Consider the following 20860-nt stretch of genomic DNA (forward strand, 5'->3'; position numbering starts at 1 on the left):
GAAGACGCTTGACCGTGACCGCTAGGGCCTTACGCTCGGCTCATGCTCGGTCACCTTGTGCGGGTCTCGTCCGTCGTGCTCGCCGGAGTCGTGGCGCTCACCGTGCCCGCCGTCCCCGCGCGGGCGGCGGCCCCCGGCGATCTGCGCACCGACCTCGACGCCATCCTCGCCGACCCCCGGCTCGACGGCGCCGACGTGGGCGTGGTGGTACGCGACGCCCGCAGCGGCGCGGTGCGGTACGCGCGCGGCGCCGGGAAGCCCGTGATGCCCGCCTCGAACCTGAAGCTCTACACCTCCAGCGCGGCGCTGTCGGTGCTCGGCACCGGGTACCGGTTCCGGACGAGCGTGCACGCCACCGCCGTGTCCGGTTCGTCCGTCAAGGGCGACCTGTACCTCAAGGGGACCGGTGACCCGACGACGCGGGCCGCCGACTACGACCGGCTGGCCCGCCAGGTCGCCGCGAAGGGCGTCCGGCGGGTGGAGGGCGATCTGGTCGCCGACGACACCTGGTTCGACGCCGTCCGGACGCCGTCCCACTGGGACCCGGCCGACCTGCAGTACTACTACGCCGCGCCGATCTCCGCGCTGACGGTCTCGCCGAACGACGACTTCGACGCCGGGTCGGTCAACGTGACGGTGCGGCCCGGCGCGGTGGGCAAGCCCGTCCGGGTCGGGCTCAGCCCCGCCACCGGCGCCGTCAAGATCGCCAACAGGGCCGTGACGGAACGGGCCGGCTCGCCGTCCACGCTGAAGATCAACCGGGCCGGCGGCAGCGACACCATCGTGGTGAGCGGCTCGTATCCGGCGGGGGCCGCTACCCTCACCGAGCTGCGGACGGTCAGGAAGCCCACCCTGTACGCGGCGGACGTCTTCCGGCGGGCGCTGCGGGCCCACGGCGTCCAGGTGAAGGGCAAGGTCGCGCGCGGCCGGACGCCCGCGCGCGCCGCCGTGCTCGCGTCCCGCGACTCCATGCCGCTGTCGCGGCTCATGGTCCCGTTCCTCAAGCTCAGCAACAATCCGATCGCCGAGATCCTGGTCAAGGCGATCGGGCGGAAGGCGGCGGGCAAGGGCGGCTGGGACGCCGGGCTGCCGGTGATCGAGCGGTACGCGCGCTCGCTCGGCGTGCCGTCCGACCGGCTGGAGATGGCCGACGGGTCGGGGCTGTCCCGGCGCGACCGCACCACCGCCGGGGACGTGAGCACCCTGCTCGAACGGGTGCGGACGGCGCCCTGGTTCGCGTCCTGGTACCGGGCGCTGCCCGTCGCCGGCGACCCCGACCGGATGGAGGGCGGCACCCTCACCTCGCGCATGCGCGGCACGCCCGCCGCCGGGAACGTGCACGCCAAGACCGGCACCCTGACCGGCGCCACGGCGCTGTCGGGCTACGTGACCGGCTCCGCCGGGCGCCCGCTGGTCTTCTCGGTGATCCTCAACGGCTACCGGGGCGGCGCGCCCAAGGACGTCGAGGACCGGATCGCCGTCCGCCTCGCCGGCGGTACCACCGCGCCCGCACGGCGGGGCTCCGGCACGGGCCAGCGGCTCGAATGCTCGTGGGCCGGAAGCTGCTGAGCGCCGCGCGTCAGCCCTTGCGGGCGTCGCGGATCATGTCGCGGACGCGGTCCACCACGGCGGCCATCGGGCCGACGAGCATGTTCTTGGCCGCCGACTCGGTGCCCGGATGCGGATGCGTCGGCGCGGGCGTGGGGCAGCACGTCCATGCGCAGTTGCAACTGCTGCTGCTGCTTGTCGAGCGACTTCTTGACTATCTCCCCCTCCTGAAGCGAGAGGGGATTCCTACGGCTCGCGCTGTAGGGGTTTCTGCTTCGTCGCCGGCTGCCCGCCCGGAGTTCTCCGTTGAGGTCTTACACCAGCTCCACAGACAGACGCCGTCAGCCCGACGGCCAGAATGTTCTTCGCCGCGTTGACGTCCCGGTCATGGGTCGTCCCGCAGTCGCACGTCCAGGTACGGACGTTCAGCGGCATCTTGTCCCGCAAGGTGCCGCAGGCCGAGCACATCTTGGACGAGGGGAACCAGCGGTCGATCGCGATCACTTCGCGGCCGTACCACCGGGCCTTGTACTCCAGCATGTTCCGCAACTCCCACCAGGCCGCATCGCTGATGGCTCTGGCCAGGCCGTGGTTCTTCACCATATTCCGAACGGCCAAGTCCTCGATCACGATCGTTTGGTTCTCACGAACGAGCCGAGTGGTGAGCTTGTGCAGGTGGTCACGCCGCCGATCGGCGATCCGGGCATGGACTGCGGCGACCCTCCGCCGGGCCTTGCGCCGGTTGGCGCCATCGCCCTCGGCCTTGCGGGCCAGGTCCCGCTGCGCTTTGGCCAGGCGTTCCCGGTCGCGACGCTCATGCCGGGGGTTGGCGACCTTCTCCCCGGTCGACAGGGTCACCAGGTGGTCGAGTCCGGCATCTACACCGACGGCCGCGCCCGCGGCCGGGAGCGGCCCGACCGACGGATCCTCGCAGAGCAGCGACACGAACCAGCGTCCGGCCGCGTCCTGGGACACCGTCACCGTGGACGGCGAGGCGCCCTCGGGCAGTGGCCGGGACCACACGATGGCCAGCGGCTCGGCCATCTTCGCCAGGGTCAGCCCGCCGTCGCGGAACCGGAACGCGCTGGTGGTGTACTCGGCCGACTTGCGCGACTTCTTACGGGACTTGAAACGCGGGTACCCGGCCCGCTTGGCGAAGAAATGGGTGAACGCGACCTGCAGGTGTCGCAGGGCCTGCTGGAGCGGGACGCAGGACACCTCGTTGAGGTAGGCCAGTTCCTCGGTCTTCTTCCAGGCTGTCAGCATCGCCGAGGTCTGGTTGTAGTTCACCCGTTCCTGCTGGGCCCAGGCTTGCGTGCGCGCGGCAAGGGCGAGGTTGTAGACCTTCCGCACACAGCCGAACGTGCGCGACAACTCGGCCGCCTGCGCATCGGTCGGGTAGAAGCGGTACTTGAACGCCCGCTTCACATGGACGGCCTTCACCGATCACACATTACTGCATCAGTTTGTGAAGATGGCCGGTTGGGTGGACGATGAACATGGGCCCGCTCTACATGGAGCCGATCGCCCGGCAGCTCTACCAGGAGATCGGCCTGGTGGAGGAGGAGCACGTCACGCACTACGAGTCGCTCGTCGACCCGGGCGAGACGTGGTGGGAGCGGCTCGTCAACCACGAGTACAACGAGTGCTACCTGTACTACTCCTTCATGCAGACCGAGACGGACCCGCGGATCAAGAACATCTGGGAGCTCCACCTGAACATGGAGCTGGAGCACCTGCGGATCGCGTGCGACCTGATGCGCCGCCACGACGGCCGCGACCCCGAGTCGGTGCTGGCGCCGTCGCTGCCCGAGCCGGTCACGTTCGAGCCGAACAAGCAGCTGATCCGCGAGCTGCTCGCCACCCAGATCGACTGGACGACGCTCGGCACCGGCTTCGTCCAGGAGGCGCACCAGCGGTTCGAGGCCTACCAGGACAAGATCAACGCCGAGCGGGGCGCGCAGGAGCGCGTCATCGACGAGCACCGCGACAAGTTCGGCGACGAGTACCGGCTGGAGACCGAGGGCCCGCACCCCGTCCAGCGGCTCCGCGACAAGCCCGCTCCGCGCCCCTGACCGCGCCCGGCCGGGCTCTGGTCGGCGCCCGCCCGCGCCTGATCGCCTCTGAACCGCCTCCGAAACCGCCCCTGAATCGGCCCTGACCGGCCCTGGCCGTGGGAACGCCGTACTGTGGCGCATGAGGGCCGGTAGACCGGGCACATGACGCAACGACCCGTGTTCCGGTCCGGGCCGTCGGCCGGGAGGGTCGCCGGTCTGGAGCAGGTTCATGATCGGAGAGGCACATGAGCACCGTTCCCGCGCCCACCACTCCGGAGCCGCCGCTGCACATCGGCCGCTGGCAGCTCCCCGGCGGGCGGATCGCGGCGGGCAACGTCCGCGGCATCGTCCGGGGCGCGCTGCAGTCGTGGGGGCTCGGCCCGGCCGCGGGGAGCCTCAGCGACCGGGTGGCGCCGCTCGTCCAGGACCTCGTCGCGCGGGCGGCGACCCGCTGCCGCGGCCCGCTCGTGCTGCGGCTGGAGCTGCACCAGCCCGCCCGGCTGCTGCTGGGCGAGATCCACGACCCGGCCGCCGCCGACCGGTCCGGGCGCGACGGGCCCGGGTCGCATCTCGCCGCGATCGCGATCACCTACGGCAGGCGGCTCGGCCACGGCGGCTCGGCCGCCTGGTACACGCACGCCTTCGTGTGGCCGACCCTGCCCGCCCCGGCCGGCGGCGCCTGACCGGGGTCCCCGGCCGGGCCCCGCCGGGGCCATGTTTCGCGGTGCGCTCCGGGGAAGGACGCGATCATGTCCGCATCGCGTGCCGCCCGCCGGGCCCTGCCGGTGGTGCTGCTGCTGGTCTGGCTGGTGATCGGCGGGACGCTCGGCCCGTACGCGGGCAAGCTCGGCGAGGTCGCCACCAACGAGCAGTCGTCGTTCCTGCCGCGCAGCGCCGAGGCGACGCGGGTGCTCGACGAGGAGGCCGCGTTCGAGAACGACCGGACCATCCCCGCCATCGTCGTGTGGACGACCGGTGACGGCGGGATCTCGCCCGAGCAGCGCGCGGCGGCGCAGCGGGCGCTCGGCTCGCTGCGCGGCATCCCGTTCGTCACCGGCACGCCGTCGCCGGTGGTGCCGTCGGAGGACGGGGCGGCGCTGACCGGTGTCGTCCAGGTCAGGTCGGACGTCGACGAGCACAGCGCCGACATCGTCGACCGCATCCGCCGCACCGCCGCCGAGGTCCCGGGCACCCGCGCCTACGTCGCCGGGCCCGCCGCCACCCAGGCCGACCTCGTGGACGCGTTCTCCGGCATCGACACCCTGCTCATCGGCGTGGCCGTCATCGTCGTCCTGCTGATCCTGCTGCTGGTCTACCGCAGCGTCCTGCTGCCCTTTCTGATCATCTTCGGTTCGGTGTTCGCCCTCGGGCTGGCCTGCGGGATCGTCTACTACCTGGCGAAACAGGGCACGGTGAAGGTGGACGGCCAGGTGCAGGGCATCCTGTCGATCCTCGTCATCGGCGCCTGCACCGACTACGCGCTGCTGCTGTCGGCCCGGTTCCGCGAGGAACTCGCCCAGGGGCACGACCGGATCGACGCGATGCTGGCCGCGTGGCGCCGCTCCGCCGGGGCCATCGCCGCCAGCGCCTGCACCGTGGCCCTCGGGCTCATCGCCCTGCTGCTCAGCGACCTGTCGAACAACCGGGCGCTGGGACCGGTCGGCGCCATCGGCATCGCCTGCGCGCTGCTCAGCGCGCTCACCTTCCTGCCCGCCGTCCTGGCCCTGCTGGGACGGTCGGCCTACTGGCCCGCCCGGCCGCGCCCCGCCCGGGCCGGCGCGACGGGGCACCCGGTGTGGGAGCGGATCGCGCGGCTGCTGGCCCGCCACCCGCGCCGCGTGTGGGCCGCCTCCCTGCTCGTGCTGATCGCGTTCGCCGCGTTCATGCCGACGCTGCGCACCGAAGGGGTGCCGCTGAGCGAGACGTTCGTCGGCGAGGCGTCGTCGGTGACGGCGCAGGACGTCCTCAACGCGCACTACCCGGGCGGCTCCGGGAACCCGGCGGTCGTCCTCACCAACGCGGGGGCGCTGCCGCAGGTCGTCCGCACGGCGGACCGGACCGAGGGCGTCTCGAACGTCATGCCGCGCACCCGGGGCGGGGCACCGCTCGTCGTGGACGGCCGCGCCCTCGTGGACGTCACGCTCACGTCCGCCTCCGACACCGCCGCCGCCCGCGCCACCGTCGAACGCCTCCGGGACGGCCTGCACGCGGTCCCCGGCGCGGACGCCCTCGTCGGCGGCTACACCGCCCAGCAGGCCGACACCCTCGCCGCCGCCGAACGCGACCGCACCGTCATCCTGCCGGTCGTCCTCGCCATCATCGTGGTGATCCTGGTGCTGCTGCTGCGCTCCCTCGCGATGCCGCTGCTGCTGGTCGCGACCGTCGCGCTCAACTACCTGGCGACCCTCGGCATCGCCGCGCTGGTCTTCCAGCACCTGCTCGGCTTCACCGCCACCGACCCGTCGGTGCCGCTCTACGGGTTCGTGTTCCTCGTCGCGCTCGGCGTCGACTACAACATCTTCCTGATGACCCGCGCGCGCGAGGAGTCGCTGAAGCACGGGCCGCGCGACGGCGTCCTGCGCGGCCTCACCGTGACCGGCGGCGTCATCACCTCGGCGGGCGTGGTCCTCGCCGCGACGTTCGCCGCGCTCGTCGTGATCCCGCTGGCGTTCCTCGTCCAGATCGCGTTCATCGTCGCGTTCGGCGTCCTGATGGACACGCTCCTCGTACGCTCCCTGCTGGTCCCCGCGCTCGTCCGCGACGCGGGCCGGTACGCGTGGTGGCCGGGCGCCCTCTACCGCTGGCGCCCCTGACGGGCGAGCCCTGACGGGCGAGGCGGCCGCGGAGTACCCCACGGGGCATGTTTGCGTCGAGGTTCGGTATAGGGGACGGCTCGGCGGTTGGGGACGGCGCGGGCGGGGGTAGGCGTGATCGCGCACGCACTCCAGGGGCCGCGACGCGAAGGTGGTCGGCATGTCATCGGACCGCAGGTTGCTCGCGCCCTTGCTGCCCAAGGGGGAACCGGTCGAGGGGCTGCTGCGGGGCGCGCAGTTCTTCGTGCCGGGCAAGCCGTCCGGGGACTACCGGGAGGTGCACCGGGAGGGCGGGCGCGGTGCCGAGGAGTTCTACCGGGAGCGGTGGCGGCACGACAAGGAGGTGCGGTCCACGCACGGCGTGAACTGCACGGGGTCCTGCTCGTGGAAGGTGTACGTCAAGGACGGCATCATCACGTGGGAGACCCAGGAGACCGACTACCCGTCGGTGGGGCCCGACTCGCCGGAGTACGAGCCGCGCGGCTGCCCGCGCGGGGCGTCGTTCTCCTGGTACACCTACTCGCCGTCGCGGGTGCGGTACCCGTACGTGCGCGGCCCGCTGCTCGCGCTGTGGCGGGAGGCGCGGCGGCGGACGGGCGACCCCGTCGCCGCCTGGGCGGAGATCACCGGCGACCCGGACCGGACGTCGGCCTACAAGGGGGCGCGGGGCAAGGGCGGGTTCGTGCGGTCGTCGTGGCCGGAGGTCACCGAGCTGATCGCCGCCGCGCACGTCCACACGGTCAAGGAGTACGGGCCGGACCGGGTCGTGGGGTTCTCGCCGATCCCGGCGATGTCGATGGTGTCGTACGCGGCCGGCACCCGGTTCCTGTCCATGATCGGCGGGACGGTGCTGTCGTTCTACGACTGGTACGCCGACCTGCCGATCGCGTCGCCGCAGGTGTACGGGGACCAGACCGACGTCCCCGAGTCCGGCGACTGGTGGAACGCGTCCTACCTGGTCATCTGGGGGACGAACCTGCCGATCACCCGGACGCCGGACGCGCACTTCATGACCGAGGCCCGCTACCGGGGGCAGAAGGTCGTGGTCGTCTCCCCGGACTTCTCCGACCACACCAAGTTCGCCGACGACTGGCTCGCGGCGGCGCCCGGCACGGACGGCGCGCTGGCGATGGCGATGGGCCACGTGGTGCTCAGCGAGTTCTTCCGCGACCGGCAGGTTCCGTACTTCACCGAGTACGTGAAGACCTACACCGACCTGCCGTTCCTGGTGACGCTGGAGGAGCACGGGGACGCCGTCCGTCCGGGCAAGTTCCTCACCGCCGGCGAGCTGGGGGACGGCGGTGAGGGCGCCGCGCACAAGCCCGTGCTGCTCGACGCGCGCACCGGGGAGCCGGTGGCGCCGAACGGGACGCTCGGCTTCCGGTACACCGACTCCGGGCAGGGCCGCTGGAACCTGGAGTTGGGCGACGTCGATCCGGTGCTGACCCTGTACGGACGCCACGAGGACGCGCGGCCGGTCGACCTGCCGCGCTTCGACACCGGCGAGACCGAGGGCGGGGCGGTCGTGCGGCGCGGCGTGCCGGTGGCGCGGGTCGGCGGCCGGCTGGTGACGACGGTGTTCGACCTGCTGATGGCGCAGTACGCGGTGCCGCGCGACGGGCTCCCCGGCGAATGGCCGGACGGCTACGGCGACGCCGCGCACCCGTACACGCCCGCGTGGCAGGAGGAGGTCACGTCCGTCCCGGCGGCGGCGGCCGTGCGGGTGGCGCGGGAGTTCGCGCGCAACGCCGAGCTGTCGCGGGGCCGGTCGATGATCTGCATGGGCGGCGGGACGAACCACTGGTACCACTCCGACCAGATCTACCGGGCGTTCTTCACGCTGACGATGCTGTGCGGCTGCCAGGGCGTGAACGGCGGCGGCTGGGCGCACTACGTCGGGCAGGAGAAGGTGCGGCCGCTGACCGGCTGGCAGCAGGCGGCGTTCGCGCTGGACTGGCAGCGCCCGACCCGGCACATGACCGGCACGTCGTTCTTCTACCTGCACACCGACCAGTGGCGGTACGAGACATTCGGGCCGGGCGAGATGTCCGGTCCGTTGAGCCGGGGCCTGTTCCGGGGCCGGACGTTCGCCGACTGCGTCGCGCAGGCGTCCCGGCTCGGCTGGACGCCGTCGCATCCGGGGTTCGACCGCAACCCGCTCGACCTCGCCGACGAGGCCGCGGCGGCGGGACGTCCCGTCGCCGAGCACGTGGTCGACGAGCTGAAGGCGGGCCGGCTGAAGTTCGCCTGCGAGGACCCCGACGCGCCGCGGAACTGGCCGCGCGTGATGACGATCTGGCGGGCGAACGTCCTCGGCTCGTCGGGCAAGGGCATGGAGTACTTCATGCGGCACCTGCTCGGTACGGACGACGCCGTCCGGGCCGAGGAATCGCCGCCCGACCTGCGTCCCGCCGAGGTGGCCTGGCGGGACGAGGCGCCGCGCGGCAAGCTCGACCTGCTCACCACCATCGACTTCCGCATGACGAGTTCGTGCACCTACGCGGACGTCGTGCTCCCGGCGGCGACCTGGTACGAGAAGCACGACCTGTCGAGCACCGACATGCACCCGTTCGTGCACTCGTTCAACCCGGCGATCGCGCCGCCGTGGGAGTCGCGCACCGACTTCGACGCGTTCCGGCTCATCGCCGAGGAGTTCTCCCGGCTCGCCGCCGAGCACCTCGGCACCCGCACCGACGTGATCCCGGTCCCGCTGATGCACGACAGCGCGGACGAGACCGCGCAGCCGGGCGGCCGCGTCCTGGACTGGAAGGCGGGTGAATGCGAGCCCGTCCCAGGCGTGAGCATGCCGCGCCTGGTGACGATCGAGCGCGACTACACGGCCGTGGCCGAGAAGATGGCCGCGCTCGGCCCGCTGGTCGAGACGCTCGGCACGTCCACCAAGGGCGTCTCGCTGGTGCCGTCGGAGGCGGTCGACTACCTGCGCCAGACCAACGGCGTCGTGCGCGGCGGTGCGGCCGACGGGCGCCCCTCCCTGGCGCTGGACCTGCACATGGCCGAGGCGATCCTCGCGCTGTCGGGCACCACGAACGGGCGCGTCGCCATGAAGGGCTGGCGCGACCTGGAGAAACGGACGGGCGTCGCCCTCGCCGACCTCGGCGAGGAGCGTGCCGGGGAACGCATCTCGTTCAGCGACACGGTCGTGCAGCCGCGCCCGGTCTTCGCCAGCCCCGAATGGTCCGGCATCGAGTCGGGCGGACGCCGCTACTCGCCGTTCACCGTCAACGTCGAGCGCAAGAAGCCCTGGCACACGCTGACCGGGCGGATGCACTTCTTCCTCGACCACGACTGGATCCACGAGTACGGCGAGGCGCTCCCGACGTACCGGCCGCCGCTGACCCTCGCCCGCCACTACGCCGAGGAGCTGGGGCTGCGGGAGGAGGGGCGGCCCGAGATCACCGTCCGGTACCTCACGCCGCACTCCAAATGGTCGATCCACTCCGAGTACCAGGACAACCTACACATGCTGCGGCTGTTCCGGGGCGGGCCGGTCATCTGGATGAGCCCCGTGGACGCCGCGAAGATCGACGTGCGCGACAACGACTGGATCGAGGCGTACAACCGCAACGGCGTGGTCGCCTGCCGGGCCGTCGTCACCCACCGGATGCCGCGCGGCACCGTCTTCATGTACCACGCGATGGACCGGCACCTGATGACCCCGAAATCGGAGATCTCCGGCTGGCACGGCGGCTCCGACAACTCCCTCACCCGGCTGGTGGTGAAGCCGACGCACCTGATCGGCGGCTACGGCCAGTTCAGCTACGGGTTCAACTACTACGGCCCGACCGGCAGCCAGCGCGACGAGGTCGCCGTGATCCGCAGGCGGTCCCAGGAGGTGCGGTTCTGATGCGTCCCATGGCGCAGGTCGCGATGGTGATGAACCTCGACAAGTGCATCGGCTGCCACACCTGCTCGGTCACCTGCAAGCAGACCTGGACCAACCGCCCCGGCACCGAGTACGTGTACTTCAACAACGTCGAGACCAAACCGGGCCTCGGCTACCCGCGCCGCTACGAGGACCAGCGGCAGTGGAAGGGCGGCTGGACGCTCGACGGCAAAGGGCGGCTCCAGCTCAAGGCGGGCGGGCGGCTGCGCAGGCTGCTGTCCATCTTCTACAACCCCGACCTGCCGACGATCGACGACTACGGCGACCCGTGGACCTACGACTACCAGACGGTGATCGACGCCCCGCTCGGCACGCAGAACCCGAGCGCCCACTCCATCTCCGCGCTCACCGGGCGCGACATGTCGCCGCGCTGGGGCAGCAACTGGGACGACGACCTCGCCGGCGCCCCCGAGCACGCGCACGCCGACCCCGACCTCGCCGGCATCGAGGACCGGGTCAGGATGGAGTTCGAGCAGGTCTTCATGTTCTACCTGCCGCGCATCTGCGAGCACTGCCTGAACCCGTCGTGCGTGGCCTCCTGCCCGTCCGGCGCGATGTACAAGCGGGCGGAGGACGGCATCGTCCTCGTCGACCAGGACCGGTGCCGGGGCTGGCGGTTCTGCGTGTCCGGCTGCCCGTACAAGAAGGTCTATTTCAACCACCGCACCGGCAAGGCGGAGAAGTGCACGCTGTGCTTCCCGCGCATCGAGGGCGGGCAGCCCACCATCTGCTCCGAGACCTGCGTCGGACGGCTCCGCTACCTCGGGCTGTTCCTGTACGACGCCGACAAGGTCACCGAGGCGGCGGCGACGCCGGACGAGCAGGACCTGTACGAGGCGCAGCTGTCGGTGTTCCTCGACCCGTCCGACCCGGAGGTGCGGCGGGCGGCGGCCGACGCGGGCATCCCCGCCGACTGGATCGACGCCGCGCGGCGCTCCCCGGTCTACTCGCTGGCCGTCCGGCACCGGGTGGCGCTGCCGCTGCATCCGGAGTACCGGACCCTGCCGATGGTCTGGTACATCCCGCCGCTGTCCCCGGTCGCCGACGTCGCCCACTCCGCCGGGTACGACGACGCCGACCCCGACCGGGTGTTCGCGACCATCGACGAGCTGCGCATCCCCATCGAGTACCTCGCCAACCTGTTCACGGCGGGGGAGACGGGGACCGTCCGCAACGTGCTGCGCAAGCTCGCCGCCGTCCGCGCCGTGCAGCGCGCCGCGCAGCTCGGGCTCGACCTCGCCGAGGACCTGCCCGCGTCCGTCGGGTCCAGCGCGGACGACCTGGACGACCTGTACCGCCTCCTCGCCATCGCCAAGTACGAGGACCGCTACGTCATCCCGAAGGCGCACGCCGAGGACGCCGGACGGCTCATGGCCCAGCACGAGCAGCTGTTCTGCAGCCTCGACGGCGACGGCGGCCCCGGCATGGGCGGGCACGGGCCGGGTGGGCACGGGCCGCAGTCCGACGTGGAGAGCTTCCATCCGGGCGAGGTGCGCGGCGGCGCGAGCACGTTCCGGGCCGGCGACGGCAGGACGCACTTCAACCTGCTCGGCTGGGACGGGCGCGGCGACGCCCCCCACCTCTTCCCGGAAGGCGACGCCCAGTGAGCGACAGGGCGGGCCAGACGTACAAGCTCGCCTCAGTCCTGCTCCAGTACCCGACGATGGCGCTGTTCGAGGGGCTCGACCGGCTCGACGCCGCCGCGTCCGAGACCCGGCCGAAGGCGTCCCGCGAGGCGTTCGAGCGGTTCCTCGGCTGGCTGCGCGCCACCCCGCAGACCGAGGTCGCGCAGCACTACGTCGAGACGTTCGACCTGCGGCGCCGCTGCGCGCTCTACCTCACCTACGCCCGGCACGGCGACACCCGCAAGCGCGGGATGGCGCTGCTGGCGATCAAGACCGCCTACCGGGTCGCGGGGTTCGCGCCGTCCGACGACGAGCTGCCCGACTACCTGCCGCTCGTGCTGGACTTCGCGGCGCTCGCCCCCGACGGCGGGCGGCTGCTCCGCCGGCACCGCGCCGACCTGGAACTGCTGCGCACCGCCCTGCACGACGCGGGTACCCCCTACGCCGACCTCGTCGAGGCGGTGTGCGCGCGGCTGCCGCGCCCCGGCCGCCGCGACCTCGCGCTCGTCCGGCGGGCGCGGGAGCAGGGACCCCCCGAGGAGGAGGTGGGGCTCGCGCCGTTCGCCCCGCCGGAGTACCTGGACGGAACCGGAGCGGGGGCTCGGCGATGACCGACTCGATGACCAGCGGCGACCTGTGGTGGTGGGTGATCCTGCCCTACGCGTCGATGATCGTCTTCGTGGTGGGGCACATCTGGCGGTGGCGCTACGACCAGTTCGGCTGGACGAGCCGCTCCACCCAGCTCCAGGAGCGCCGCCTCCTCAAATGGGGCGCGCCGCTGTTCCACTACTCCACGTTCGCCGCCATCGCGGGGCACGTCATCGGCATCCTCATCCCGAAGGCGTTCACCGAGTGGCTCGGCATCCCCGAGCGCGCCTACACGCTGTTCTCCGGCATCGCCGGGTCGGTCGCGGCGATCGGCGTGCTGATCGGCGCCGGCATCCTGATCTTCCGCCGGATGGGGGTACCGCGCGTCCGCGCGACGACCAGCGCGGTCGACTACCTGGCGCTGATCCTGCTCGGCATCATCAGCGTGCTCGGCATCTACCTGACGCTCGGCGTGCAGCAGTTCGGCGGCGGCTACGACTACCGCAACACGGTGTCCCCGTGGTTCCGCAGCCTGTTCGCCGGCTCCCCGGACTACCGCGCGATCGGAGCCGCGCCGATCATGTACCAGGTGCACGCCACCGCCGCCTGGATGATCTTCGCGGTGTGGCCGTTCAGCCGGCTCGTCCACGCGTGGAGCGTCCCGCTGTGGTACCTGTGGCGGCCCTACGTCGTCTACCGCGACCGCCGCGCCGCGCCACCCCCCGAACCGGGCACCGGCGGCCGGAAGTGGCGCAAGATCGGCGTACCGTACTGATGTGGGAGGCATGCGCCGGGCGGCGTTGAGACAGGCGGTGGCGAGCCTCAATCCGGGGTACTTCGCGCTGGTGATGGGGACCGGGATCGTCTCGATCGGCGTCCATACGAACGGGTTGGAGACGCTCTCCGAGGTCCTGATGTGGCTGGCGATCGGCTGCTACGCCGTGCTCGTCGCGGCGACCGCGTGGCGGGCCGTCGCGTTCCGGGCCGAGCTGCGCGCCGACTTCACCGACCCGGCCCGCGGCTTCGGGTTCTTCACCTTCGTGGCGGGCACCGACGTGCTCGGCACCCGCATCGCCGCGACGGGCGAGCACGGCATCGCGTTCGCGCTGCTGGCCGTCGGCGGCATCGGCTGGATCCTCCTCGGCTACGTCGTGCCGTGGACGGCGGTGCTCGGCCGCGAGGACCGGCCCGTCATCGCCGGGGCCAACGGCACCTGGTTCATCTGGGTGGTCGCCAGCCAGTCCGTCGCGGTGCTCGCGGCGGCGCTGGAGCCCGTGAGCTCGGTGCGCTCCGAACTCGCGCTCGTCGCCGTCTGCTGCTGGTCGGTCGGCGCGATCCTGTACGCCGCCGCCGGGGTGTTCGTCGCCGCGCGGATGCTGATGTACCCGCTGCGCCCGAAGGACCTGACCCCGCCCTACTGGGTCGCCATGGGCGCCACCGCGATCACCGTCGTGGCCGGTGCCCGGATCGTGGAGATGGCCGACGCGCCGATGGTGAACGCCACGCGCGGGCTGATCGCCGGGACCTGCGTCGTCTTCTGGGCGTTCGGCAGCTGGCTGATCGTCCCGCTGGTCGCGGCCGGGGTGTGGCGCCACGCCGTCCACCGCGTCCCGCTGCGGTACGAGGCGACGGTGTGGAGCATCGTGTTCCCGCTCGGCATGTACGGGGTCGCGGGGCAGTACCTCGGCGTCGCCGACCATCTTCCGGCCGTCGAATGGATCGGGCGTCACGAGATGTGGGTGGCGCTGGCGGCTTGGGCGCTCGCGTTCGCCGCGATGATCGTCCACCTGGCCCGGACGCTGGTCTGGCCCCGGCCGGTGGCCGCCGGGTCGTAGCGCGCGGAAGAGTCGTAGCCCCGGAAGAGTCGTAGCCCCGGAAGAGTCGTAGCCCGGCATCATCCGATCGGCTGATGGCCGGTCGAGCGGGCTGGGCGATGTGCGCGGGGGCCGCCCGCCGGGATGCTCGAAGCATGCCGATCATCGAAGTCAGCGGCCTGCGCAAGGTCTACGGCGGCCGTCCCGTGGTGGACGGCGTCACGTTCGCCGTCGAGGAGGGGGAGATCTTCGGGATCCTCGGCCCCAACGGTGCCGGGAAGACGACGACCGTCGAGTGCCTGGAGGGGCTGCGCGAGCCCGACGCGGGGGCCGTCCGCGTCGCGGGGCTCGACCCGCGCACGGCGCGCGGGGAGCTGACCCGGATCCTCGGCGTCCAGCTCCAGGAGAGCGAACTCCAGGAGAAGCTGACCGTGCGGGAGGCGCTGGAGCTCTACAGCGCCTTCTATCCGGAGCCCGCCGACTGGCGGGAGCTCGCCGAGCGGCTCGGGATCACCGGGAAGCTCGGGACGCGGTTCGGCAAGCTGTCCGGCGGGCAGAAGCAGCGCCTGTTCATCGCCCTCGCCCTCATCGGCCGCCCCCGGATCGTCGTCCTGGACGAGCTGACCACCGGCCTCGACCCGCGCGCCCGCCGCGACACCTGGCAGCTGATCGAGGACGTCCGCGGCTCCGGCGTCACCGTCCTGCTCGTCACCCACTTCATGGAGGAGGCCCAGCGCCTCTGCGACCGGATCGCGGTGTTCAAGCAGGGCCGGATCGCCGCGCTCGACACCCCCGCCGGGCTGATCCGGCGCAGCGCCGGCGGCACCGTGCTCTCGTTCACCCCGTCCCGGCCCCTGGACGACGGCGAGCTGACCGGGCTGCCCGAGGCCACGACCTTCGAGCTGCGGGACGGCCGGGTCACCGTGCACGGCACCGACGCGACCGTCAACGCGGTCGTCTCGCTGCTCGCCCGCCGCCAGATCACCGCCCACCAGCTGCGGATCACCGATTCCACGCTGGACGACGCCTTCCTCGAACTCACCGCAGAGCAGGAGAACTGACGTGTCCGCGTCCACCGCCGTCCTCAAGGCCGAAGCCCGGCTCTTCTCCCGCGAGCCGTTCAGCCTGTTCTGGATCGTCGCCTTCCCGACCGTGCTGCTGACGATCCTCGGGCTGATCCCCTCGTTCCGGGAGCCGGACCCCTCCCTCGGCGGCAGCCGGGTCATCGACCTGTACGTCCCGGTCAACGTGCTGCTCGCGCTGATCATGGCGGGGATCCAGGCGCTGCCGCCCGTCCTGTCCGGCTACCGCGAGCGCGGCATCCTGCGCCGCATGTCGACCACGCCGGTGCGGCCCGGCTCGCTGCTGGCCGCGCAGATCGTCCTGCACTTCGCCGCCGCGCTGGGGTCGGCGCTGCTGGTCGTCGCCGTCGGCCGGGTCGTCTTCGACGTGGCGCTGCCCGCTCAGCTGCCCGGCTACCTGCTGGCGCTGCTGCTCGGCGCGCTCAGCGCGCTCGCGCTGGGCGCGGCGGTCACGGCGGTCACGCCGACCACCAAGGCCACCACCGTGGTCGGCTCGGTCGTGTTCTTCCCGGCGATGTTCCTCGCGGGGGTGTGGGTGCCGGTCCAGGCCATGCCCGACCTGCTGCGGGACGTCGTGGAGTACTTTCCCTTCGGGGCCGCGTCCCAGGCCCTCAACCAGGCCGCCGAGGGCGGCTGGCCCGACTGGGCGCACCTGGGCGTCACCGCCGGGTGGGCCGCCGTCCTGATCGCCGCCGCCGTGCGCTGGTTCCGCTGGGAATAGGAGAAACTGGGGCAGTGGCGACAATCCAGGAGCAATGGGAAAGGTTCTACCGGTGGGGGCCGTTCGCCCTGCTGCCGCTCGCGACCTTCCTGGCGCTGCTCATCCGGGAGCTCATGTCGGTGGCGGAGGAGCGGGCGGCCGCCGCCCTCCTGGTCACCGCGCTGGCCCTCCAGATCCTGCACGCCGGACGGAAGATCCCGGGCGCCGTCTACTTCTGGACGCGGACCGTCCTCGCCTTCGCCATGTCGTGGCTGAACCCGTTCTTCTGCGTCTACGCCGTGCTCGGGTACTTCGACGCCCAGCACTACCTGACCCGGCGCTGGGCCATGACCGGGGCGTTCGTCACGGCGCTCACCATGGCGGGCGCGCAGTCGGGCGGGCTGCCGCCGCAGAGCCCCGCCCAGGCGGGCGGATTCGCCGGGCTCCTCGTCCTGAACAGCGGGCTGATCGTCATCTTCGGCGCGCTCGCCGACCGGGAGGCCGAGCGCACCCGCGTCCAGGACGAGACGATCGCCGAACTCGAACGGACCAACGCCCGGCTGGAGCAGGCCCTCGCCGAGAACGCCGGCCTCCAGGCCCAGCTCCTCGTCCAGGCCCGCGAGGCCGGCGTCAGCGACGAGCGGCGCCGGCTGGCCGCCGAGATCCACGACACCATCGCGCAGGGCCTCGCGGGCATCATCACCCAGCTCCAGGCCGCCGACGACAGCGAGCACGTCCGCCGCGCCACCGGCCTCGCCCGCGCGAGCCTGCGCGAGGCCCGCCGCTCCGTGCAGGACCTCGCGCCCGCCGACCTGGAGCACGGCACGCTCCCCGAGGCGCTGAAGAAGGCCACCGAGGGCAGGGCCCGGTTCACCGTCACCGGGACGGTGGAGCCGCTGCACGACGAGCTGGAGGCCGCGCTGCTGCGCATCGCCCAGGAGGCCCTCGCCAACGCCGCCCGCCACGCGCACGCCGAGCGCGTCGGCGTGACCCTCTCCTACATGGACGACGAGGTGACCCTGGACGTCCGCGACGACGGGCGCGGCTTCGCCCTCGCCGCCCGTCCGTCCGGCGGCTTCGGGCTGACCGCCATGCGCGAGCGGGCCGAGCGCGTCGCCGGCACCCTGGAGGTCGAGTCCGAGCCGGGTCGTGGCACGGCCGTGTCCGCCCGCGTACCGTTGATCCGCCATGCCTGACGACACCGCTGACGACACCGCTGAGATCACTGTGCTGATCGTCGACGACCACCCGGTCGTGCGGGACGGCCTGCGCGGCATGTTCGCCGCCGCGCCCGGGTTCGAGGTGCTGGCCGAGGCCGCCGACGGCCGCGAGGCCGTGGCGCTCGCCGCGCGGCTGCGGCCCGACGTGGTCCTGATGGACCTGCGGATGCCCGGCGGAGGCGGCGTGGAGGCCATCTCGGAGCTGGCCCGGCGCGGGCTGCCCTGCAAGGTGCTCGTCCTCACCACCTACGACACCGACACCGACACGATCCCGGCGATCGAGGCGGGCGCGACCGGCTACCTGCTGAAGGACGCGCCGCGCGACGAGCTGTTCGACGCCGTCCGCGCCGCCGCCGAGGGCCGGACCGTGCTGTCCCCGGCCATCGCGGCCCGCCTGGTCTCGCGGGTGCGCGACCCGCGCGGCGGCGGCTCGCTGAGCGCCCGCGAGCTGGAGGTGCTGCGGCTGGTGGCGCGCGGCACCGGCAACCGGGAGATCGCCGCCGAGCTGTTCATCAGCGAGGCCACGGTCAAGACCCACCTCACCCACATCTACGCGAAGCTGGACGTCAACGACCGGGCGGCGGCCGTGGCCACCGCCTACGAGCGGCACCTGCTGCCCTAGCCGGGCTGCTCTAGCCGCGCTCCCCAGGCGGGCCGTCGATGATGGCTTTGATCGCCGTGGTGGTGAAGTCGGTGACGGCGGCGGGGTCCTTGCCCGCGTCGATGGCGCGGACGGCGGTGTCGACCAGGGACTGGACCGTGGACTTCAGCAGGTCGGGATGCCGGACGTCTAGCTCCTCGACGGACCCGCTGAGCAGGGCCTCCAGGTCGCGGTGCAGCGCCATGATGCGGGCCGTGCCCTCGGGGGACAGCGACGCGCGGGCCAGGCCGACGCGCCACTTGTGGTCGCCGCCGGAGCCTTCGACGATGTTCGCGCGGGCGTAGGCGAGGACCCGCTCGGCCGGGGTGGGCGCCGCGTCGACCGCCCGCCGGACGGCCTCGGTCCAGCGCGGGAAGTCGCGGGCGACGACGGCCTCGATCAGCTCGTCCACCGTGTCGACGTACTTGTAGACGCTGGAGCGGGCGATGCCGACCCGGCGCGCCACCGCGCCCACGGTGAGCCCGGCGCCCTCGCGCAGGATCTCCTCCGCCGCGTCGACCAGCGCCGCCTCCATCCGGCTGCGGTGCTCCCGGACGGTCGGCGCGTTGATCTTCGGCACGCCGTTCCCTCCGTTGTCGCGACCCCCGGACGGCGCATCGACCGGGCCCGGATATGGTATCCGGAGTTATAGCGACACCCTGTTTCTAAAACTCTCTGTTCCCAGAACTCCCCGTCCCCACGAAGGTGCCCATGTCGGCTCTGCTGCGAGCGATGCTCGCCTCCAAACGCTCGGCGGCCCTCACGGCCGTGCTCTGGATCGTCCTGACCGGTGCCCTGGCCGGGCTCGCCCCCGACCTGAAATCGGTGCAGGACAACTCGTCGGCGAACAGCGCCCCAGCCGCCAGCGACTCGTCGGTGGCGCAGCGGGAGCTGGAACGGGCCTTCCCCGGCAGCGACGCCCTCCCGGCGGTCGTGGTCGTGAAGGCCGGGGACGGCCCGGCCGCCACCGCCGCCGTGACCCGCGCGGCCGGTGCGGCGGGGCAGGGGTTCGGCATGCCGGTGTCCCCGGTGTGCGGCCAGGACGGGACGAAGCCCGGCACCGACTGCGTCCCCGGCGGCGACGGCCTGACCTCGGCGGACGGCAAGACGCGCGTCGTGGTCGTCCCCGTCACCGGCGACCCGACCAGTGACGCGTTCGAGGACGCCGTCGCCGACCTGCGGACGGCCGTCAAGGACGCCGCCCCCGCCGCCACGGTCGCGGTCACCGGCCCCGCCGGGATCATCGTCGACACCGTGAAGGTGTTCTCCAGCGGGGACAAGGTGCTGCTGCTCGGCACCGTCCTGCTCGTCCTGGTGATCCTGCTGGCGGTCTACCGGTCGCCGCTGCTGGCCCTCGTGCCGCTGCTCGCGGTGGGCGTGGCCATGCGCGTCACCGAGACGCTCGGCGCGCTGCTCGCCGACGCGGGCGCCATCACCGTCAGCTCGCAGACCGCGTCGATCATGACCGTGCTGCTGTTCGGGGTCGGCACCGACTACGCGCTGATCATCACCAGCCGGTACCGGGAGGCGCTCGCCGAGGCCCCCGACCGGTTCGCCGCCATGCGGGCGGCGCTGCGCGGGACGGCGGAGTCGGTGCTGGCCAGCGCGTCCACCATCGTGCTCGCCATGTTCGCGCTGCTGGCCCTGGTGTCCCCGGCGCTGCGCGGGTTCGGGCCCTACCTGGCGCTCGGCGTCGCGGTGATGGCGGTCGTCGCCTTCACCTTCATCCCGGCGGCCGTCCTGCTGCTCGGACGCGCGGTGTTCTGGCCGTTCTCCGAGGCGGCGATGGCCCGGCGCGCGGCCGGCGGCGGCATCTGGCGGCGCGCCGCCGACCTGGTCGTCGTCGCGCCGCGCCGCGTCCTCGCGGGCGCCCTCGTCCTGCTGGCCGTGCTCTGCCTCGGCATGACCGGGTACAAGGAGAGCTTCGACTTCGTCAGCGGGTTCCGGGTCGGCACCGACTCGGCCGCCGGGCAGCGCATCATCGACCGCGACCTCGGCCCGGGGGAGATCGCGCCGTCCACCCTGCTCGTGCGCGGCCAGGGCATCACCCCGGGTCAGGCGGAGGCCGTCCGGGCGAAGATCGCCCCGGAGGCGGCGCGGACGGCCTTCGACCCGTCCCGCGACATCGCGCCCGGCGGCGGGGCCGCGCGGATCACGGTCGTCCTGAAGGACAACCCCTACTCGCCCGCCGCGATGGACGCCGTCGACCCGCTCCGGGACGCCGCCGCCACGGCCGCGCGGGACGCCGGGATCGCGCAGGCCCGGGTGCTCGTCGCCGGGCCCACCGCCGAGACCGCCGACATCAAGTCGGCGCTCGACCGGGACATGCTCGTCCTTGTCCCGCTGGTGCTGCTGATCGTCGGGGTGGTGCTGGCCGGGCTGCTGCGGTCGGTGCTGGCGCCGCTGTACCTGCTCGCCACGCTCGTCCTGTCGTTCCTGGCCACGCTCGGGCTGACCGTCGCGATCACCGTCTGGCTCGGCGGGGACCTCGGCATCGGCAACCGGGTCACCGCCTACGTGTTCATCTTCCTGGTGTCGCTGGGCGTCGACTACAACATCTTCATCATGAGCCGGTACCGGCAGGAGGCCGCGCACAAGCCGCCGGTGGAGGCGCTGCGCGCGGCGATCACCCGGACGGGCGGCGTGGTCTCCTCGGCCGGGCTGATCCTCGCCGGGACGTTCGCGGTGCTGATGACGCAGCCGATCCGCGAGCTGTACCAGTTCGGCATGGCGATGGCGATCGGCATCCTGCTGGACACGTTCGTCGTCCGGCCGCTGCTGGTCCCGGCGATCGTGCGGCTGCTCGGCGACCGGGCGCTCTGGCCGCGCCGCCCCGCCCTCCGGGAGTGATCAGGAGCCGCTGATCAGG

At 72.6% G+C, this 20860-nt stretch carries 16 protein-coding genes; 14 read left to right on the top strand and 2 right to left on the bottom strand.

What is annotated here, in order from left to right; all coding sequences use genetic code 11:
• Positions 1–42 precede the first annotated feature (42 nt).
• Positions 43–1569, top strand: a complete 1527-nt coding sequence (dacB, locus tag HUT06_RS04585; RefSeq protein ID WP_176194555.1) for a D-alanyl-D-alanine carboxypeptidase/D-alanyl-D-alanine-endopeptidase — start codon at positions 43–45, stop codon at positions 1567–1569.
• Between the two features lie 225 nt (positions 1570–1794).
• Here dacB and HUT06_RS04590 read toward each other — a convergent pair whose 3' ends face one another.
• Entirely contained in the window at positions 1795–2976 is a 1182-nt protein-coding gene (locus tag HUT06_RS04590; protein ID WP_217711694.1) for an RNA-guided endonuclease TnpB family protein, read from the bottom strand.
• Between the two features lie 71 nt (positions 2977–3047).
• On the opposite strand from HUT06_RS04590, the gene HUT06_RS04595 reads away from it, so the two are divergent.
• The 12 genes from HUT06_RS04595 (at position 3048) to HUT06_RS04650 (ending at position 17973) form a co-directional block, all read left to right on the top strand.
• Positions 3048–3623, top strand: coding sequence for a hypothetical protein (locus tag HUT06_RS04595; RefSeq protein WP_254714978.1), 576 nt, complete (start codon positions 3048–3050; stop codon positions 3621–3623).
• Between the two features lie 227 nt (positions 3624–3850).
• On the top strand, positions 3851–4288 hold the full coding sequence (locus HUT06_RS04600; protein ID WP_176194557.1) for a hypothetical protein: 438 nt from the start codon (positions 3851–3853) through the stop codon (positions 4286–4288).
• Between the two features lie 66 nt (positions 4289–4354).
• Positions 4355–6418, top strand: a complete 2064-nt coding sequence (locus tag HUT06_RS04605; protein ID WP_217711197.1) for an MMPL family transporter — start codon at positions 4355–4357, stop codon at positions 6416–6418.
• A gap of 160 nt (positions 6419–6578) precedes the next feature.
• Positions 6579–10283: a nitrate reductase subunit alpha gene (locus HUT06_RS04610; RefSeq protein WP_176194558.1), complete on the top strand. Its 3705-nt coding sequence runs from the start codon at positions 6579–6581 to the stop codon at positions 10281–10283.
• Positions 10283–11929, top strand: a complete 1647-nt coding sequence (narH, locus tag HUT06_RS04615) for a nitrate reductase subunit beta (RefSeq protein WP_176194559.1) — start codon at positions 10283–10285, stop codon at positions 11927–11929. Before HUT06_RS04610 ends, narH begins: the two co-directional genes overlap by 1 nt.
• Positions 11926–12558: a nitrate reductase molybdenum cofactor assembly chaperone gene (gene narJ / locus HUT06_RS04620; RefSeq protein ID WP_254714979.1), complete on the top strand. Its 633-nt coding sequence runs from the start codon at positions 11926–11928 to the stop codon at positions 12556–12558. Before narH ends, narJ begins: the two co-directional genes overlap by 4 nt.
• The gene (gene narI, locus HUT06_RS04625) at positions 12555–13310 is read left to right on the top strand and encodes a respiratory nitrate reductase subunit gamma (RefSeq protein WP_254714980.1); all 756 of its coding nucleotides are present in this window, start codon (positions 12555–12557) and stop codon (positions 13308–13310) included. The genes narJ and narI overlap by 4 nt, the downstream gene beginning before the upstream one ends.
• 10 nt (positions 13311–13320) lie before the next feature.
• Positions 13321–14370: a tellurite resistance/C4-dicarboxylate transporter family protein gene (locus tag HUT06_RS04630; protein ID WP_176201146.1), complete on the top strand. Its 1050-nt coding sequence runs from the start codon at positions 13321–13323 to the stop codon at positions 14368–14370.
• 134 nt (positions 14371–14504) lie between these two features.
• On the top strand, positions 14505–15410 hold the full coding sequence (locus HUT06_RS04635) for an ABC transporter ATP-binding protein (RefSeq protein ID WP_176194560.1): 906 nt from the start codon (positions 14505–14507) through the stop codon (positions 15408–15410).
• A 1-nt stretch (position 15411) separates the two neighbouring features.
• A complete protein-coding gene (locus tag HUT06_RS04640; protein WP_176194561.1) occupies positions 15412–16152 on the top strand; it encodes an ABC transporter permease in 741 nt (246 codons plus the stop codon).
• A 14-nt stretch (positions 16153–16166) separates the two neighbouring features.
• Positions 16167–17327: a sensor histidine kinase gene (locus HUT06_RS04645; RefSeq protein WP_254714981.1), complete on the top strand. Its 1161-nt coding sequence runs from the start codon at positions 16167–16169 to the stop codon at positions 17325–17327.
• The gene (locus tag HUT06_RS04650) at positions 17320–17973 is read left to right on the top strand and encodes a response regulator transcription factor (protein ID WP_176194562.1); all 654 of its coding nucleotides are present in this window, start codon (positions 17320–17322) and stop codon (positions 17971–17973) included. The genes HUT06_RS04645 and HUT06_RS04650 overlap by 8 nt, the downstream gene beginning before the upstream one ends.
• A 10-nt stretch (positions 17974–17983) precedes the next feature.
• On the opposite strand, the gene HUT06_RS04655 is transcribed toward HUT06_RS04650, so the two are convergent.
• Positions 17984–18571: a TetR/AcrR family transcriptional regulator gene (locus HUT06_RS04655; RefSeq protein ID WP_176194563.1), complete on the bottom strand. Its 588-nt coding sequence runs from the start codon at positions 18569–18571 to the stop codon at positions 17984–17986.
• A gap of 131 nt (positions 18572–18702) precedes the next feature.
• On the opposite strand from HUT06_RS04655, the gene HUT06_RS04660 reads away from it, so the two are divergent.
• Complete coding sequence (locus tag HUT06_RS04660; RefSeq protein WP_176194564.1) at positions 18703–20841, top strand: MMPL family transporter; 2139 nt, start codon at positions 18703–18705, stop codon at positions 20839–20841.
• The last annotated feature ends 19 nt before the right edge of the window (positions 20842–20860 follow it).

Source organism: Actinomadura sp. NAK00032 (genome assembly GCF_013364275.1).
Lineage (GTDB): Bacteria > Actinomycetota > Actinomycetes > Streptosporangiales > Streptosporangiaceae > Spirillospora.